This is a genomic window from Billgrantia desiderata (assembly GCF_900108215.1).
In the GTDB taxonomy this organism is placed as follows: domain Bacteria; phylum Pseudomonadota; class Gammaproteobacteria; order Pseudomonadales; family Halomonadaceae; genus Halomonas; species Halomonas desiderata.
The window spans coordinates 274,664-292,741 of the sequence record NZ_FNVC01000003.1 but is presented as its reverse complement, the minus strand read 5'-3'; the positions used below and the strand labels follow the sequence as shown (position 1 = coordinate 292,741).

13 protein-coding genes are annotated in these 18,078 nt (G+C 64.2%); 3 read left to right on the top strand and 10 right to left on the bottom strand.

Going from position 1 to position 18,078, the window contains the following annotated elements; translation table 11 throughout:
* Nucleotides 1–662: 662 nt before the first annotated feature.
* From prpD to C4S71_RS05265, 6 genes are all read right to left on the bottom strand, one after another.
* Nucleotides 663–2,147, bottom strand: coding sequence for a 2-methylcitrate dehydratase (gene prpD, locus C4S71_RS05290; RefSeq protein WP_103968442.1), 1,485 nt, complete (start codon nucleotides 2,145–2,147; stop codon nucleotides 663–665).
* Between the two features lie 94 nt (nucleotides 2,148–2,241).
* Complete coding sequence (gene prpF / locus C4S71_RS05285; RefSeq protein WP_103968441.1) at nucleotides 2,242–3,420, bottom strand: 2-methylaconitate cis-trans isomerase PrpF; 1,179 nt, start codon at nucleotides 3,418–3,420, stop codon at nucleotides 2,242–2,244.
* 67 nt (nucleotides 3,421–3,487) lie between these two features.
* Nucleotides 3,488–6,097: a Fe/S-dependent 2-methylisocitrate dehydratase AcnD gene (gene acnD, locus C4S71_RS05280; protein ID WP_103968440.1), complete on the bottom strand. Its 2,610-nt coding sequence runs from the start codon at nucleotides 6,095–6,097 to the stop codon at nucleotides 3,488–3,490.
* Nucleotides 6,098–6,179: 82 nt separating this feature from the next.
* Nucleotides 6,180–7,307 (bottom strand): bifunctional 2-methylcitrate synthase/citrate synthase, encoded by a 1,128-nt coding sequence (gene prpC, locus C4S71_RS05275; protein WP_086511659.1) that lies wholly within the window; start codon nucleotides 7,305–7,307, stop codon nucleotides 6,180–6,182.
* A 46-nt stretch (nucleotides 7,308–7,353) separates the two neighbouring features.
* Nucleotides 7,354–8,259, bottom strand: a complete 906-nt coding sequence (prpB, locus tag C4S71_RS05270) for a methylisocitrate lyase (protein WP_086511658.1) — start codon at nucleotides 8,257–8,259, stop codon at nucleotides 7,354–7,356.
* A gap of 32 nt (nucleotides 8,260–8,291) precedes the next feature.
* Nucleotides 8,292–9,002, bottom strand: coding sequence for a GntR family transcriptional regulator (locus C4S71_RS05265; RefSeq protein ID WP_103968439.1), 711 nt, complete (start codon nucleotides 9,000–9,002; stop codon nucleotides 8,292–8,294).
* Between the two features lie 234 nt (nucleotides 9,003–9,236).
* Here C4S71_RS05265 and pabB point away from each other — a divergent pair, with 234 nt between their 5' ends.
* Nucleotides 9,237–10,616: an aminodeoxychorismate synthase component I gene (gene pabB / locus C4S71_RS05260; protein WP_103968438.1), complete on the top strand. Its 1,380-nt coding sequence runs from the start codon at nucleotides 9,237–9,239 to the stop codon at nucleotides 10,614–10,616.
* Nucleotides 10,617–10,731: 115 nt separating this feature from the next.
* Nucleotides 10,732–11,349: a phosphoadenosine phosphosulfate reductase domain-containing protein gene (locus tag C4S71_RS05255; protein ID WP_255698715.1), complete on the top strand. Its 618-nt coding sequence runs from the start codon at nucleotides 10,732–10,734 to the stop codon at nucleotides 11,347–11,349.
* Between the two features lie 102 nt (nucleotides 11,350–11,451).
* Here C4S71_RS05255 and cysB read toward each other — a convergent pair whose 3' ends face one another.
* The 3 genes from cysB to fdhF all read right to left on the bottom strand — a co-directional run bounded on the left by cysB (nucleotide 11,452) and on the right by fdhF (nucleotide 15,999).
* Nucleotides 11,452–12,420, bottom strand: a complete 969-nt coding sequence (gene cysB / locus C4S71_RS05250) for an HTH-type transcriptional regulator CysB (protein WP_086511654.1) — start codon at nucleotides 12,418–12,420, stop codon at nucleotides 11,452–11,454.
* A 127-nt stretch (nucleotides 12,421–12,547) separates the two neighbouring features.
* Nucleotides 12,548–13,033, bottom strand: a complete 486-nt coding sequence (locus C4S71_RS05245) for a helical membrane plugin domain-containing protein (protein ID WP_086511653.1) — start codon at nucleotides 13,031–13,033, stop codon at nucleotides 12,548–12,550.
* Nucleotides 13,033–15,999 carry a formate dehydrogenase subunit alpha gene (gene fdhF, locus C4S71_RS05240; RefSeq protein WP_103968437.1) on the bottom strand — a complete coding sequence of 989 codons (2,967 nt, stop codon included), beginning with the start codon at nucleotides 15,997–15,999 and terminating at the stop codon, nucleotides 13,033–13,035. The genes C4S71_RS05245 and fdhF overlap by 1 nt, the downstream gene beginning before the upstream one ends.
* 448 nt (nucleotides 16,000–16,447) lie before the next feature.
* Between fdhF and trxA the strand changes: the two genes are divergently transcribed.
* Nucleotides 16,448–16,771 (top strand): thioredoxin, encoded by a 324-nt coding sequence (gene trxA / locus C4S71_RS05235; RefSeq protein ID WP_086511651.1) that lies wholly within the window; start codon nucleotides 16,448–16,450, stop codon nucleotides 16,769–16,771.
* Nucleotides 16,772–16,815: 44 nt separating this feature from the next.
* Here trxA and C4S71_RS05230 read toward each other — a convergent pair whose 3' ends face one another.
* A complete protein-coding gene (locus C4S71_RS05230; RefSeq protein ID WP_103968436.1) occupies nucleotides 16,816–17,985 on the bottom strand; it encodes an AI-2E family transporter in 1,170 nt (389 codons plus the stop codon).
* Nucleotides 17,986–18,078 lie beyond the last annotated feature (93 nt).

Here is an 18,078-nt window from a genome sequence, read left to right as displayed (position 1 = left end):
CCTTACCCTGACCCCTGCCGAAACAGGAGCAGAAAGCGGACCAAACTTGGCTCAAGGTCAAAGCTTCTCAAAAGACCCGAAGGTCTCGACGAGTCGCTTGCCTTGAAATGGTGTGACTTCTCACCACCTCATCGACAAGCGCCCACATGAATTACCTGATCGATTGTTAAAGAGCGGCTCCTTTTCTCTTCAAGCCTCAGCCTGAAGCGCGGAGCGTCTCGCTTGCTGTCGCGGCCGTCGATCCAGTGACCGAGGGGCCTCGCCAGCGCCCTGCGAGGAAGGCGTATTCTACTGAAGCGCCGGAGTTTGTCAACTCTCTTCGAGGCCGGCACCGAGGTGACCCTGACCGCGAAGACCAGCCGAAGCCGGCGACCGCAAGCCCGTTGCCAGACCCGCTTTCGAGTGGGGCGCATTCTACCGAATCCGCCGTGGGCGTCAAGCGTGAATTTTGCGAAGCGAATCGAAAAACTCAAACAATGACAACCACTTACCACTCTCCCCACCGCCTGCGACGTTGCTCGTCACCGGCAGCGGATGCGTACTTTAAGGGGTGCCGACCGATGACGCAACCCTCCGCGTCAAAAAAATATAGCTCAGGATTCAGGCGTCAGCCATGACGGTGATCAATTTTCTCATGCTCGTACACGCCTCGCCAGGCGGCCTCAGATGACGAACAGGTCGACGAATCGATGCACCGGCATGGCTTCCAGCTGCGCCTGGTCCTGGCACAGGGCGATTATCCGTTCACAGCGTCCGGCCGGAAAGCGAGTCGCTAGATGCCGACGGAATTTTTCCTCGAGAATGGGAATGCCCTCGTCGCGACGTCGCCGGTGACCGATGGGATATTCGACCTCGATGCACTCCGTGACAGTACCATCACTGAAGAAGACCTGGATGGCATTGGCGATGGAGCGCTTGTCGGCGGCAAGATACTCCTGGGTGTAGCGGGGCTCTTCGACGACCTCCATCTTGTCCCGCAGCGCATCGATCAGCGGGTGCTGGCGATGAAAGTCGTCCTCGTAGTGTTCGGCGGTGAGATCGCCGAAGATCAACGGCACGGCGACCATGTACTGCAAGCAGTGGTCACGGTCGGCCGGGTTGGCCAGCTCGCCCTCTTTGGAGATGATGCGAATCGCCGATTCATGAGTGGTGATGACGATCCGCTCGATCTCCTCGAGGCGGTCCTTGACCTGAGGGTGCAAGCGAACTGCCGCCTCGCAGGCGGTCTGGGCATGGAACTCGGCCGGGAAGGCGATCTTGAACAGGATGTTTTCCATCACGTAGGTGCCGAACTCACGCTGGAAGCGGAACTTCCTCTCTCCTTCCGGCTTGATCGCCTGATCCTTGTTGGTCTTGGAGAAGAGTACGTCGTAGAACCCCCACTGCGGTGCGCTGAGCACCCCGGGAACTCCCATCTCGCCACGCAGGGCAATATCGGCCAGGCGCACGCCGCGAGAGGTGGCGTCTCCCGCCGCCCAGCTCTTGCGCGAGCCGGCGTTGGGCGCATGGCGATAGGTGCGCAGACTCTGCCCGTCGACCCAGGCGTGCGACAGCGCCGACAGCAGTTGCTCCCGGCTCGCCCCCATCAGGTGGGCGGCTACCGCCGTGGATGCCACCTTGACCAGGACCACATGATCCAGGCCAACCCGGTTGAAGGAGTTTTCGAGCGCCAGCACGCCCTGTATCTCGTGAGCCTTGATCATGGCCTCCAGCACGTCGCGCATGGTCAGCGGCGCCTCGCCCTGGGCGACTCGCTTTTGCGAGAGGTGATCCGCCACGGCGAGAATGGCACCCAGGTTGTCGGAGGGGTGCCCCCACTCGGCGGCAAGCCAGGTGTCGTTGTAGTCGAGCCAGCGTACGATGCAGCCGATGTCCCAGGCGGCCTTGACCGGGTCCAGGCGGAAGGCGGTACCCGGCACCCGGGCGCCGTTCGGCACGACGGTGCCCTCGACCAGCGGCCCCAGGTGTTTGATGCATTCCGGGAAGCGCAGCGCCAGCAGGCTGCAGCCCAGGGTGTCGACAAGACAGTGGCGCGCGGTTTCCAGCGCCTCTTCGCTCGCGATGCGGTAATCGAGCACGTAATCGGCGATCTTCTGCAGCTCGGGGTCGTAATCGGGGCGAACGTTGCGTTCGGCGGTGGCATTCATGCTTCCTCCTGTCGCAGGCTCGATGACGTCTCCCCTCACTATAGAAAACGCCCCGGATCATGCGATCCGGGGCGCTTGTCGTTGCGGCGAATGACTAGAAAGCGTCGCCGGGAATGCGCACCCATCCTTCCATCAGCACTCGCGCACTGCGGCTCATCACGGCCTTGGTTGCCGTCCACTGCCCTGCCGTCTGCGAGGCTTCCGCGCCGACTCGCAGCGTGCCCGAGGGGTGTCCGAAGTGCACCGAGTTACGCTCGCCACCGCCAGCCGCCAGGTTGACCAGGGTGCCGGGTACCGCCGCTGCCGTGGCAATGGCCACTGCCGCCGTGCCCATCATGGCATGGTGCAGCTTGCCCATGGAGAGCGCGCGCACGACGAGGTCGATATCGCCTGCCTTGATCGCCTTGCCACTGGAGGCGACATAGTCGGCCGGCGGCGCGACAAAGGCGACCTTGGGCGTGTGCTGACGTTCGGCCGCCTCGCTGACCTCCTTGATCAGCCCCATGCGCACCGCGGCGTGGGCGCGAATCGATTCGAACATCGCCAGCGCCCGGGTATCGCCGTTGATCGCCTCCTGCAGCTCGGTGCCGCTATAGCCGATCGCCCCGGCGTTGACGAAGACCGTCGGAATACCGGCATTGATCATGGTGGCTTCGAAGGTTCCCACTCCCGGCACCTCGAGCTCGTCGACCAGATTGCCAGTGGGGAACATGGCGCCTTCGCCGTCGGCCGGGTCCATGAATTCGACCGCCACTTCGGCAGCCGGGAAGGTCACGCCGTCGAGCTCGAAGTCGCCGGTCTCCTGCACCTGCCCGTTGGTGATGGGTACCCGAGAGACGATGGTCTTGCCGATATTGGCCTGCCAGATGCGCACCGTGGCGATGCCGTCCTCGGGGATGCGCGAAGGGTCCACCAGACCGTTGCTGATGGCGAAGGGGCCGACGGCGGCGGAGAGGTTGCCGCAGTTGCCGCTCCAGTCGACGAAGGGCTTGTCGATGGAGACCTGACCGAACAGGTAGTCGACGTCATGGTCGGCGCTTTCGCTCTTCGACAGAATCACCGTCTTGCTGGTACTGGAGGTGGCCCCGCCCATGCCATCGATCTGCTTCTGGTAGGGGTCGGGGCTGCCGATCACCCGCAGCAGCAGCGCATCGCGGGCAGGCCCGGGCTTCTGTGCCGCCTCGGGCAGGTCATCCAGACGGAAGAAGACGCCCTTGCTGGTGCCGCCACGCATGTAGGTGGCGGGAATCTTGATTTGAGGAACGTTAGCCATGGCACTCGCTTCGTGAAATGACGGAGAGCCCCGGCGATGGCACCGGGGCGTTCACGCGATAGGTGGATCAGGCCACCGCTTCGGACTCGAGGAAGTCCTGGGCGAAGCGCTGCAGCACCCCACCGGCGGAGTAGACGGAAACCTCCTCGGCGGTATCGAGGCGACACAGCACCGGCACGCGTTCGCTGTTGCCGCCGGCACGATGAATCACCAGGGTCAAGGTCGCTCCCGGCGCCGGCTTGCCTTCGACGTCATAGGTTTCGGTGCCGTCGAGCTTGAGCGTATGTCGCGTGGTGCCCTCCTGGAACTGCAGCGGCATCACGCCCATGCCCACCAGGTTGGTGCGGTGGATGCGCTCGAAGCCCTCGGCGACGATCGCTTCCACGCCGGCCAGCGCCACGCCCTTGGCCGCCCAGTCACGCGAGCTGCCCTGGCCGTAGTCGGCCCCGGCGATGACGATCAGCGGCTGGCCGCGTTCCATGTAGGTCTCGATGGCCTCCCACATGCGGGTGACCTTACCTTCCGGCTCGATACGCGCCAGCGAACCCTGGATCACCTCGCCCTTCTCGTCCCGCACCATCTCGTTGAACAGCTTGGGGTTGGCCAGGGTCGCCCGCTGCGCGGTGAGATGGTCGCCGCGGTGGGTGGCGTAGGAGTTGAAGTCCTCCTCCGGCAGGCCCATCTTGGCCAGGTACTCGCCCGCCGCGCTGTCCAGCAGGATGGCGTTGGAGGGTGACAGGTGGTCGGTGGTGATGTTGTCCGGCAGGATCGCCAGCGGCCGCATGCCCTTCAGGCCGCGCTCACGCGCCATGTTGCCCTCCCAGTAGGGCGGACGACGAATGTAGGTGCTCTGCGGGCGCCAGTCGTAGAGCGGGCTCTTGGCCTGCTCCACTTCGTCCAGATTGAACATCGGGATGTAGACCTGCTTGAACTGCTCAGGCTTCACGTACTCGCCGACGATGGCATCGATCTCCTCGTCGCTGGGCCACAGGTCCTTGAGGGTGACGGGGTTGCCGGCCTTGTCGTAGCCCAGCGCGTCCTTCTCGATGTCGAAGCGCACCGTACCGGCAATGGCGTAGGCCACCACCAGCGGCGGCGAGGCCAGGAAGGCCTGCTTGGCATAGGGGTGGATGCGCCCGTCGAAGTTGCGGTTGCCGGACAGCACTGCGGTGGCGTAGAGGTCGCGGTCGATGATCTCCTGCTGGATCTCCGGACGCAGCGCACCGGACATGCCGTTGCAGGTGGTGCAGGCGTAGGCGACGATGCCGAAGCCGAGCTTCTCGAGTTCCGGCAGCAGGCCGGCCTCCTCCAGATAGAGGCGCGCGACCTTGGACCCCGGGGCGAAGGACGATTTCACCCACGGCTTGCGTACCAGGCCCAGTTCGTTGGCCTTCTTGGCCAGCAGCCCCGCGGCTACGACGTTGCGCGGGTTGGAGGTATTGGTGCAACTGGTGATGGCGGCGATGATCACCGCGCCGTCGGGCATCCTGCCGGCCTTCTCCTCGGCCAGCGCCAGCTCCAGGTTCACGGCGATGCCGCGCTCGGCCAGCGCCGAGGTCGGCAGACGACGATGGGGGTTGGAAGGCCCGGCCAGGTTGCGCTCGACGGTGGAGAGGTCGAAGGTCAGCACCCGTTCGTATTGCACGTTCTTCAGGCTGTCGGCCCACAGCCCCACGGTCTTGGCGTAGTTCTCGACCAGCGCTACCTGCTCCGGCTCGCGGCCGGTGATGGCCAGATAATCGAGGGTCTGCTGGTCGATGTAGAACATCGCCGCGGTGGCACCGTACTCCGGCGTCATGTTGGAGATGGTGGCGCGGTCGCCGATGGTGAGGCTGTCGGCGCCTTCGCCGAAGAACTCCAGGTAGGCGCCCACCACCCGCTCCTGACGCAGGAACTCGGTGATCGCCAGCACGATGTCGGTCGCGGTGATGCCGGACTGGCGCTTGCCGGTCAGCTCCACGCCGACGATGTCGGGCAGGCGCATCATCGAGGGGCGCCCGAGCATCACGGTCTCGGCCTCGAGCCCGCCGACGCCGATGGCGATGACGCCCAGGCAGTCGATGTGCGGGGTGTGGCTGTCGGTACCCACGCAGGTGTCGGGATAGGCCACACCGTCGCGGGCCTGGATCACCGGCGACATCTTCTCCAGGTTGATCTGGTGCATGATGCCGTTGCCGGCGGGGATCACGTCGACGTTCTCGAACGCGGTGCGGGTCCAGTCGATGAAATGAAAGCGATCCTCGTTGCGGCGGTCCTCGATGGCACGGTTCTTGGCGAAGGCATCGGGATCGTCGCCGCCGCACTCCACGGCCAGGGAGTGGTCGACGATCAACTGGGTCGGCACCACCGGGTTGACCTTGGACGGGTCGCCACCCTTCTCGGCGATGGCATCGCGCAGGCCGGCCAGGTCGACCAGCGCCGTCTGGCCGAGGATGTCATGGCACACCACTCGCGCCGGGTACCAGGGGAAGTCCAGGTCGCGCCTGCGCTCGATCAGCTGCTTGAGCGCATCGGTGAGCAGCTCCGGCTCGCAGCGGCGTACCAGCTGCTCGGCCAATACGCGAGAGGTATAAGGAAGGGTGTCGTAGGCACCGGGCTGGATCTCCTCGACGGCCTCACGCACGTCGAAGTAGTCCAGCTCGGTGCCGGGAAGCGGTTTACGGTATTGAGTGTTCATGAGTCGACGGTCTTCGCGTGGTGTTGGATCGGGCGGGCGAGGGAGAGAGACGGCCCGCAGGCCGCCTCGTGCGGACACTGGCTCAGTCACGCTCCTCGATCGGCACCCATTGGCTCTTCTCCGGGCCGATGTAGTCGGCACTGGGGCGAATGATGCGGTTATTGGCGCGCTGCTCGAAGACATGGGCACACCAGCCGGTAACGCGCGAACAGACGAAGATCGGCGTGAACAGCTTGGTGGGAATGTCCATGAAGTGATAGGCGCTGGCGTGGAAGAAGTCGGCGTTGCAGAACAGCTTCTTCTCGCGCCACATGACATCCTCGACCCGCACGGAGACGGGATAGAGCACGGTGTCGCCGACGTCCTGTGCGAGCCGCTCGGACCACTCCTTGATGATGGCGTTGCGCGGGTCGGACTCGCGATAGATCGCGTGGCCGAAGCCCATGATCTTCTCCTTGCGCTCGAGCATGCCCATGATCTCGCGCTCGGCCTCTTCCGGCGACTTCCAGTTCTCGATCATGTCCATGGCCGCCTCGTTGGCACCGCCGTGCAGCGGGCCGCGCAGCGAGCCGATGGCGCCGGTCACGCAGGAGTGCATGTCGGAGAGCGTCGAGGCACAGACGCGCGCGGTAAAGGTCGAGGCGTTGAACTCGTGCTCGGCATAGAGGATCAGCGAGACGTTCATCACCCGGGCATGCAGCTCGGAGGGCGCTTCGTCACGCAGCAAGTGCAGGAAGTGAGCGCCTACGGACTCGTCGTCGGTTTCGGTCTCGATGCGCACGCCGTCATGGCTGAAGCGGTACCAGTAGCAGATGATCGAAGGCAGCACCGCCAGCAGACGGTCGGAAACGTCCTGCTGCTGATCGAAGCTCTCCTCGGTCTCCAGATTGCCGAGCATGGAGGCTCCGGTACGCATCACGTCCATGGGGTGGGCGCTGGCCGGGATCTGCTCGAGCACGGTCTTGAGTGCCTGAGGCAGGCCGCGCAGCCCCTTGAGCTTGGTCACGTAGGCATCGAGCTCGGCCTGGTTGGGCAGCTTGCCCTTGAGCAGCAGGTAGGCGACCTCTTCGAAGCGCGCCTTCTCGGCCAGCTCCTTGATGTCATAGCCGCGATAGGTCAGGCCGGAGCCGGTCTTGCCGACGGTACACAGGGCCGTACTGCCGGCGCTCTGGCCGCGCAGGCCGGCGCCACCGATGGGTTTGTCTACCATGTCGAGTCTCCTTGGTCTGGCGTGTTCTTGTCGTCGTAGCGAGGGGTCAGGCGTTATCGCCTTTCCCGGAAAGCTGGTTTTCAGCAAACAGCGCATCGAGCTTCTGCTCGAAGGCGTGATAGTTGAGGAAGTCGTAAAGCTCGTCGCGGGTCTGCATCAGCTCGACCACGTCACGCTGATGCCCCTTTTCATGAATGCTCCGATAGACCTTCAGCGCCGCCGCGTTCATCGCGCGGAACGCCGACAGCGGATAGAGCACCATGCGACAGCCCACCTCGCCGAGTTCCTGCTGGGTGAACAGCGGCGTGGCGCCGAACTCGGTGATGTTGGCCAGGATCGGCGCATCGACCCGCTCACAGAAGGCGCGATAGTCATCCAGGGTGTGCACCGCTTCGGCAAAGATGGCGTCGGCGCCGGCCTCGATGCAGGCATTGGCGCGCTCGATGGCGGCGTCGAGCCCCTCCTTCTGGAAGGCATCGGTGCGCGCGATCAGATAGAAGTCCGGGTCGATGCGGGCATCGGCCGCGGCCTTGATGCGGTCGACCATCTCCTGCTTGGAGACGATCTCCTTGTTGGGACGGTGGCCGCAACGCTTCTGTGCCACCTGATCCTCGAGGTGCACGGCGGCCACGCCGGCGCGCTGCATCTCCTTGACGGTGCGCGCGATGTTGAAGGCCCCACCCCAGCCGGTATCGATGTCCACCAGCAGCGGCAGATCGGTGGCACCGCAGATCCGATGCGCATCCTGCACCACGTCGTTCATGCTGGTCATGCCCAGATCGGGCAGCCCGAAGGAAGCGTTGGCCACCCCACCGCCGGAAAGATAGATGGCCTGATGACCCACGCGCTCGGCCATCATGGCGGTATAGGCATTGATGGTACCGACGATAGGCAGCGGGCGATTGGCCTCGAGGGCGGCACGAAAACGAGCGCCGGGGGTGGGTTGTGTCATGACGGAATTCCTCTTGATATTCGGAAGGGCTTCTAAACGGTTTCTTCGGCCTGCTGCTTGAGGATGGCGGCGTAACGGTCGGCCACGTTGGCCCGCGAGGCGCTGACATGGCGACGCATCAGCAGCTCGGCCAGCTCGGCATCGCCGGCTTCGATGGCATCGACGATGCGATGGTGCTCGACGAAGGCCCGCTGCGGCCGGGTACCGCTGGCGCTGAATTGAGTACGGTAGAGCCGCACCAGGTAATAGAGGTCATCGCACAGCATGGTCATCAACATGCGGTTGTGACTGCCCTGGACGATGCGATAATGAAAATCGAGGTCGCCTTCGCGCTGATAGTAGGCTTCGCCACTCTTGAGATCGGCCTGTCGTTCGTGCAGCGCCAGCACCTCGCGCAGCCCGGCGATCTCCTCGCGGGTCATGTTTTGGGCGGCCAGGCGAGCGGCCATGCTCTCCAGTGCCTCGCGCACGTCGAACAGCTCGAGCAGCTCCTTCATCGAGAGCTTGACCACCCGGGCGCCGACATGCGGCACCCGCTCGATCAGGCGGTGGGCCTCCAGCCGGCGCATCGCCTCGCGCAGCGGGCCACGGGAGATACCGTAGGTCTTCGACAGACCCGGCTCGGTGATCTTGCTGCCAGGCGCCAGCTCACCGCGGACGATGGCATCCTGTAGCTGATGAAAGACCCGTTCGGCCAGGGTGCGGACTTCAGGGGCTGTCTGTTCTGGAGCGACTGAGTTCATGGCAATTGTCGACAATTAAGGAATGAAGAAACTTTAGACATTGCTCTGGCACGGGTCAACCTTCCTCCAGCCGCCATTTCGTACGCCTTTGGTTGTAGACAATGAGAAAGCGCGCAGCTACGGTGTCGACAATCGTCTCAGCGTTGACGACAAGTCGTTAACAGGCCAACGACTTTCACGACAAAAGGCTCGCCACCCCCTAGAATGAGTCGCCTGTTCCGAAAGGCCCCCCTGATGACTGCAAGACTCGAGATAACACCGCTGCCCTATGGCGAGGATCCGCTTGCCTATTTCCAGGCGCTGCGTCAGCGCCCCGGGGCCGTCCTGCTCGACAGCGGCAAGCCTGCCGCACCGGGCGGTCGCTATGACATCATCAGCAGCGACCCCGTGTCGGCATTCACCGTCGACGGCAAAGGGGTCATCCGCATCGACGGCGAGGTACAGCAAGGCCGTGATCCTTTCATGGCCCAGCAAACCCTGCTCGAGGGTCTGGCTCTCGATGTGCCGTCCAGCGACCTGCCCTTTCTCGGCGGCCTGATCGGCTACTGGGGCTACGACCTGGGCCGCTCTCTCGAGCCGGTGGGCAACTCGGCTCAGGAAAGGGTCTGCCTGCCTGCCTGCCGTACGGGACTCTACGACTGGGCGCTGATACAGGATCATCAGCGACAGGAGAGCTGGCTGGTGGCGACGGCCGAGAGGCGCTTGCAGGTCATGGAGTGGCTGCGCCACAGCGCCGCCCCCACCCTGCCCTTCGGCCTGCTCGCCCCTTTCGAAGGCGAGATGGATCGCGACGGTTATGCCAGGCGGTTCGCTGCCGTGCAGGACTACATTCGGGCCGGAGACTGTTACCAGATCAACCTGGCGCAGCGCTTCAGCGCACCGTACAGCGGCGACCTGTGGGACGCCTACCTGCGCCTGCGCCTGGCCACGCCCACCCCCTTTGCCGGCTTCATGGCCTGGCCCTCGGAGCGAGGCGAGCAGGCCATCCTGTCCCTCTCTCCCGAGCGCTTCCTGTTGTGCGAGTCGGACGGCCACGTCGAGACACGCCCGATCAAGGGCACTCGCCCCCGCGGCAGTACGCCCGAAGAGGATTGGCAGCTTGCCATGGAGCTGATCTCGAGTCTCAAGGACCGCGCCGAGAACGTGATGATCGTCGATCTGCTGCGCAACGACCTGGGACGTGTGTGCCAGCCGGGCAGTGTGCGGGTACCGCAGCTCTGCGGACTGGAGAGCTATGCCAACGTGCACCATCTGGTCAGCGTCGTGTGCGGCAGACTGGCGGCGGGAAAGCGTCCGCTGGACCTGCTGGCGGCCGCCTTTCCCGGCGGCTCGATCACCGGTGCGCCGAAGGTTCGCGCCATGCAGATCATCGACGAACTGGAGCCGAGCCGCAGAAGCGTCTACTGCGGCAGCCTGGGCTTCGTCGACGTGCGCGGCAACATGGACACCTCCATTGCCATTCGCACCGCCGTGGCCGACGGGGAGCGCATCCATCTGTGGGGCGGCGGCGGGCTGGTGGCCGACTCCAGCGTCGAAGCCGAATACGTCGAGACCCTGGACAAGATTCGCCACCTGATGCAGGCGCTGGCCAAGCCAAAGCACCAGCAGGAATAAGAAGAGCCCTTTTATCTTTCATTTGGCTATATTTATCCAATGAAACGATATTGGGGCCCTGTCAGCCGCCTTTGGTAGGGTATGGCCCAATACGGTCAACCACTCTGGAGCCATCATGGCAGCACTCGACGCGATCAATCAGGAACTGGGCAGCGACCCCGATGGGCTGATTCGCTGGGCTCTGACGCAGGGCCAGCGCCCTATCGTCACCACCAATTTTCGCCCCTTCGAAGCGGTCATCCTGCATATGGTGACGCAACAGCGACCCGACATTCCGGTGGTCTGGATGGATCACGGCTACAACACGGAGGCGACCTATCGCTTCGCCGACGCGCTGGTCAAGCGGCTCGACCTCAACCTGATCAGCTATATACCTCAGCGCACCCGCGCTCACCGCGAAGCGGTGGATGGCGCGATGCCGGGCATCGACGATCCGCGCCACGAGGCGTTCACACGCGAGGTCAAGCTGGAACCGTTCGAGCGGGCACTACGCGAAATGGCCCCGGACGTGTGGTTCACGGCACTGCGCGCCGAGGATACCCCCGAGCGTGCCCGCATGCAGCCTGTCAGCCGTAACGCCGATGGGCTGCTCAAGGTCTCCCCTTTGCTGCACTGGAGCGCCAAGGAGCTCTATCAGTACCTGCAGCAGCACGACCTGCCCAACGAGTTCGATTACTTCGACCCTACCAAGGTAGAAGCGAAGCGGGAGTGCGGTCTGCATCTGCAGCACTGACTTTCAGCCGAACCCAGTAAAAAGGCGGGCCGCACAATGCGCGGCCCGCCTTTTTTCGGCCTGCTCAAACGTCGTCGAGCGTAGGTACTTCTCGTACGGTGCCTAGCGCATCGGCAGCTCGATGTCGTCGAACAGCTCCGCCTCATGGCGCGGCCCCGCAGCAAGCGCCGCATCGACCAGATCGCGGTCGAGATGGCCGGCGAAGCCCTTGACGAAATCGTACATGTAGCCGCGCATGAAGGTGCCACGGCGGATGCCGATCTTGGTCACCGAGCTCTCGAACAAGTGGCCCGCCTCTAGGGCGACGAGATCCTCGTCGAGCATGGGGTCGTAGGCCATGTGAGCGACGATACCGACGCCCAGGCCAAGCCGCACGTAGGTCTTGATCACGTCGGCATCGGCGGCGGTGAGTACCACGTTGGGGGTCAGCCCTCTGGCACGGAAGGCATCGTCGAGCTGGGAACGCCCGGTGAAGCCGAACACGTAGGTGACGATCGCCTGATCGGCCAGACGCTCGAGCGTGAGCTCGCCTTCGGCCAGCGGATGCCCCCGCGGCACCAGGACACAGCGGTTCCAGCGGTAACAGGGCAGCAGAACCAGATCGGCGAACAGCTCCAGCGACTCGGTGCAGATGGCGAAGTCGGCCATACCATCGCTGACCATCTGAGCGATCTGCTTGGGCGTGCCCTGCTGCATGTGCAGGGCGACATCAGGGTATTTGCGGGTGAACTCGCCGATCACCGGCGGCAAGGCATAGCGGGCCTGAGTATGCGTGGTGGCGATCGAAAGGCTGCCGCGCCGCTCGTCGCTGTGCTCCTGGGCCACCTGCTTGATGTTGTCGGTCAGCCGCAGCACTTGCCCGGCCAGCTCGACGATGGCCTCACCCGCCGGTGTGACGCGAGTGAGGTGCTTGCCGCTGCGGGCGAAGATCTCGACCCCCAGCTCATCTTCCAGCAGTCTGATCTGCTTGGAGATACCGGGCTGGGACGTGTACAGGCTCTGGGCCGTTGCCGACACGTTGAGGTTGTGCCGGGTAACTTCCCACACATAGCGAAGCTGCTGCAGTTTCATGGTCGACACGACTCCCTGACGCCCGGCAAGAGATGCATTGGTGATTAGACGTTTCTGCCTAATCACCAAATAGCATAACGTCAAAAGCGCCTTCCGACCATGAGCGCGATATGGCTTGCCACCAGCGTCAGGGGCCGCTGGTCGGCTTGCCGAAATAGTCGCTGACCGGCTTGTCCACCGGTTTGTCGAGACGCTCGGCAAATGCCTTGAGCCCATCCGCCAGCGGTGCCACGGCGCGCCACAACTCATCGTCGTTGAGCATGCGGTAGGCGCCGCTGATACCGGGTGCGTCGCCGCCCTCCTGCACCGGCCGGTGCTGGCCGACACGGTCGAGCGCCTCCTTGACGGCGAAGGTCACGCGGTAGAAACGCTCCGGCGGGATCTCCGACAGCATCATGCCGAGAATCGCCAGGTTCTGAATGGCGTTGAGAGTGGACGCCTTGCCCAACCCATCCACCACCACGCTGGCGATGCTGGTGTTGGCGCCAACCACGTCGTTGGCCAGGCGCAGCACGCCATGCTCATGCAGCGTCTGCAGCAGTCGCTCCAGCTCTTCATGGGCGTCGGGGCCGATCTTGGGCGGCGTCACGTCGTGGGAGATTCGTTCGGCCATCACATTTTCCTCGGGTTGGACTGCTGGGCGGGCGGCGGCGTGTAGTCTCCCCGCATCCACTTCACCTCGACCTCGACGCCCTGCGTTGGCGTGGGCCGGCCGTAGCGGTAGTTGTGGGCGGGCAACGGCGGGGTACCACGCTTGTCGAGCACCTCGAGTTTCACCGCGGTTTCCTTGTAGGCGGGGGTCTGCACGTCAGGGTCGTTGTGCTCACCGGTGAGCAGATTGACCCCCGTCTTGCCGAAATGGATGGGCATGAACAGCGTCTTGCCGCGCACCCGGTCGGTGATGACGGCAGGAAATTCGATGCTGTCGCGGCGCGAGGTTATCCGCACCCAGGTGCCCTCCTCGATGCCGCGCTCGGCGGCAAGCTCCGGGCTGACCTCGACGAAGCCGTGCGGAAGCTGCTGCCGAACCCCCTCGCTGCGACCCGTCTGGTTGGTGCCCTGGAAGTGCTCGCGCAGACGGCCGTTGTCCAGCAGCAGGTCGTATTCGTCGTCGGGGGCCTCTTCGGGCGGCTGCCACTCCAGCGGATGCAGGTTGGCCTTGCCGTCCTCGTTGGCGAAGCCGTCGGTGTAGAGCAGCGGCGAATCGGTGCCGTCCGCCGACACCGGCCACAGTTGGGACTTCCAGCCCTTGAGCCGCGCATAGCTGACCCCGGCGAACATCGGCGCGATGCGGGCGCACTCCGCCATGATCTCGGCGGGGTGGGTGTAGCCCCAATCGTGCCCCATGCGAGCGGCGAGGTCGGTCAGGATGCGCCAGTCGGGGCGGCTGTCGCCCAGCGGTTCGAGCACCTGGTAGGAGCGCTGGATGCGCCGCTCGGTGTTGACGTAGGTGCCCTCCTGCTCGACGCTGGGACAAGCAGGCAGCACCACGTCGGCATACTCGGCGGTGCGGCTGAGGAACATGTCCTGTACCACCATGAACTCGAGCTTCTCGAAGCCGGAGAGCACATTGTGGGTATTGGAGTCGGAAAAGGCCGTCTCCTCGCCGACGATGTACATGGCCTTGATCTCGCCCTCGTCGGCCGCCTGCACCATCAGGAAATTGCCATGGCCGGCTTCACTTGAAAGCTCTTCCGGTGAGATGCCCCACCCTTCGGCCCAGCGCTTTCTCGCCTCGTCGTCCTCCACGTGGTCGTAGCCGGGGTAGCGGTCGCGCAGGCAGCCGAAGTCGCTGGCCCCCTGCACGTTGTTGTGGCCGCGCATGGGGTAGCCGCCGGTGCCCGGCTTGCCGTAGTTGCCGGTGACCAGCAACAGGTTGGAGAGCGCCGTGCTGGCGTCCGAGCCGTGGCTGTGCTGGGTGATGCCCATGGCCCACAGCAGGCAGACGCGCTGCGCCCGACCGATGGTCTCGGCGGCTTCGGCCAGATCCTGGCGCGCGATGCCCGTCTCGGCCTCGGCGAACGCCAGGGTGAAAGGCGCGAGAGACTGGCGGTACTCCTCCACACCGTTGACCCAACGCGCAAGGAACTCGCGATCGGCCAGGTCGTGATCGAACATGTAGCGCGACAGCGCCGAGGCCCAGACCAGATCGGTGCCGGAGTTCGGTCGCAGGAACAGGTCAGCCCGTTCGGCCATCTCGTGCTTGCGCGGGTCGACCACGATCAGCTTCTGCCCGCGCAGCTTCTGCGCCGCCTTGATGCGGGCAGCGATCACCGGATGGTTCTCGGCGGTGTTGCTGCCGACGATCACCACCACCTCGGCTTTCTCGATGTCCTCGATGGTGCCGGAATCGCCGCCGTAGCCGACGGTGCGGAACAGCCCCTTGGTGGCCGGGTTCTGGCAGTAGCGCGAGGAGTTATCGACGTTGTTGGTGCCGATGATGCGCCGGGCGATCTTCTGCACCAGGTAGGCCTGCTCGTTGCTGCCCTTGCTGGAGCCGATGAAGCCCAGGCTGTCCGGCCCGTGGGCCTCGCGCACCTCGAGCAGGCGGCGCGCCACCAGGTCCAGCGCCTCGTCCCAGCTCGCTTCGCGAAAGCGGCCGTTGTCGCGGATCAGCGGCATGGTCAGGCGCTGCTTACTGTTGACGAAGTCCCAGGCGAACTTGCCCTTGATGCAGGTGGAGATACCGTTGGCCGGCGCCTCGGGGACAGGTTGCACCTTGAGGATGTGGCGGTCGCGGGTCCACATCTCGAAGGAGCAGCCAACGCCGCAGTAGGTACATACCGTCTTGGTGCGCTTGATCTCGGGCTGGCGCAGGTGCATGTCGATTTCCGAGAGCCCGGAGACCGGCACCGCCCCGGTGGTCGTCTCGAGCTTCTTGATGATCTCGATCATCGGCCGCTTGAGCGACCAGGGCATGGCGGTGAACGGTCCCGCCTTGCCGTCCATGCTGTTCTCCATCAGCGCATTGCAGGGGCAGACGGTGACGCAGTGGCCACAGTGCACGCAGCTGGAGTCGTTGATCTCCTTGCCGCCGTCCCACAGCACGCGTGGATTCTCGCTGGCAAAGTCGATGGAGAGCGTCTCGTTGACCTCGACGTTCTGGCACGCCTCCACGCAGCGCCCGCAGAGAATGCACTGATCGGGATCGTAGGTGTAGAAAGGGCTCGAGGTGTCCTTCTCGTGGGGCTTGCGCTGAAACTCATAGCGCTGGATGGGGATCTGCATGTCCACCATGGTGTTGTGCAGAGTGCAGTCGCCGTTGTTGTTCTCGCACACGGTGCAGTAGAGCTCGTGCTTGGCCAACAGGCGATCCATGCCCTCTTCCCGCGCGGCCCGGGCCCGCTGGCTGCCGAGGCTCACCGTCAGCCCTTCGGCGCTGTTCAGCGTGCAGCCGCGCTTGAGCTCGCCGCCGACCTCGACCCAGCAAGCATCGCAGGTTTCCAGTGCGCCCAGCGAGGGGTGGTAGCAGACGTGCGGTAGATCGACGCCTCGCTCCTTGAGAAAGTCGATCAGCGGCTGATCGGCTCGGCCACTGAGTGGCTGTCCATCCAACACGACCGTACAGCGTGTCGTCATGACGCGCATCTCCCTGTCGAGGCCCGGCGACGAGCAGCCATTGCTTCATGATGCGACGAGTTCGGCCATCCACGTGGCGCTCGGAGCCAAGCCATGTCCATATACCTTCTGCTCCGTGCTATGCACGTTAGTCAATGGCACCTGGCTTGTCTAAACTGTCGAAAAGATGGCTCAACGAAAAACCGCTGCTCAATCAGAAGACTAGCGAACATTCGGACAACAATCGGCACATAGAGGCAACGAGAGCTCACCAAAACGAAGTGTTCCGCAACAGCAGCCGTCCGGGCAGTGAAGGTGGGTGAGCCAGCGTCAGCGATGGACGCGCAGAAAGAGCGCTTGCATGGGTATTTGCCAGAGACACGGCTGCCCGCTACCATCTGCCGACCGGACGTGCCCAATGCATGTCACCCGATTCGCTCGATGTAGCGCAACGTAACTGGAGAATCACATGGCCAATAACGTCGATGTCACCAATGCCAACTTCGAGCAGGAAGTCCTGAAGGCTGAGCAAACCGTACTGCTGAAGTTCTGGGCCCCCTGGTGCGGCCCGTGCAAGGTCATGGCTCCGGTGATCGACGAGGTTGCCGAAGAGCGCGCCGACAGCCTCAAGGTGGTCAGCATCAACGTAGACGACGCCCCCGAGATCGCCGCCGAGCAGGGCGTGCGCGGCGTTCCCACCGTGATGCTGTTCAAGTCGGGCTCCAAGGTCGCCTCCCTGGTTGGCGCTCAGTCCAAGTCTCAGCTGGTGCAGTTCATCGATCAGAACGCCTGATCCCTGTAGGTTTCAACCCCTGTAGGTCTCAACCCCTGTAGGTATCACCGCTCGTCTCGCCCCGGCTCCGGCCGGGGCGTTTTCGTCATGCGAGAGGAGTGGCGAGCCTCATCATCGTCGAGAACAGGCTCGCTCGGAGCCCCCTCGGCAGCGATACGGTCGCTCATGGGCCGCTTGCCCGGCCCCAGCATGTAGGCCATCCAGCGGGTCTGGGGATGGCTGTCCAGGGCGATCTTGAGTGTCATGGTCAGCACCACCGAGAGCAGCATGCCGACCACTCCCAGCATCCAGCCCCACACCACCAGCGAGAGAAAGGCGACGAAGGTCGACAGCCCCAAGGCACGTCCCATCAGCCGCGGTTCGACCAGGTTGCCCAGCACGAAGTTGATGCCCAGGTAGGCCATGGCCAACCCGAAGGCCGAGGCCAGGCCGCCATCCTGAGACAGCAGCAGCAACAGGACCGGCGGCACCGCGGCAATGGCGGAACCGATATTGGGGATGTAGTTGAGGGCGAAGGCCAGCACGCCCCACAGCAGCGGGAAGTCCACACCGGCCAGCAGGCAGGCCAACCAGGCCATCACGCCCGTGAGCAGACTGACTAGGGTCTTGACCGCCAGATAGCGCTTGAGGGTTTCGCTGAACTCCTGAAAACGGCGCAGGCTGGCTTCCGGGTCGTCGAGGGCGTAAGCCACCTTGCGGCGAAAATTGAGGGTCTCGAACAGCATGAAGACCACCAGCAGCGCCACCACCATGCTCTGCATCAGCAGGTTGCCGAGCCCCCCCAGCAGAAACGACAGCCAGCCCCCCTCGTCTTCTCCCTCGACCAGGCCGGCGAGCGTATCCGGATTGATCGCCAGGCCCATGGCCGCGAGGCTGTCGAGCACGTTGAGGTAGTGCTCGTAAAGCCGCCTCTCGATGCCCGGCAGGGCTTCGATGAAGGTGCCGAAGGCGTTGACCACCAGCAGCCCCACCAGCGACAGGAAGCCGCCGATCACCAGCAGCGTGACCAGCACCGCCAGGCGCGGACTCAGACCCAGCCGCTGCAGCCAGTTCACCGGCGAGGTACAGATCACGGCGATGAACAGACCCAGCAGGATCGGAATGATCAGGTCGGCACCGGCGCGAATGCCGGCAACGATGATCACCAGCGCTGCCAGCGCCAGCGTGAGGGTGAGCGGAAGCCCGTAGCGCACATTGTCGTCGCGGTGAAGCATGCCATCTATCCATGTGTGGCGTGTCCTGCTTATCATGACCCGTACCGGTCGGGTGCACAAACACACCCGACCGGCGGCGCCGGCAGAGCCCTC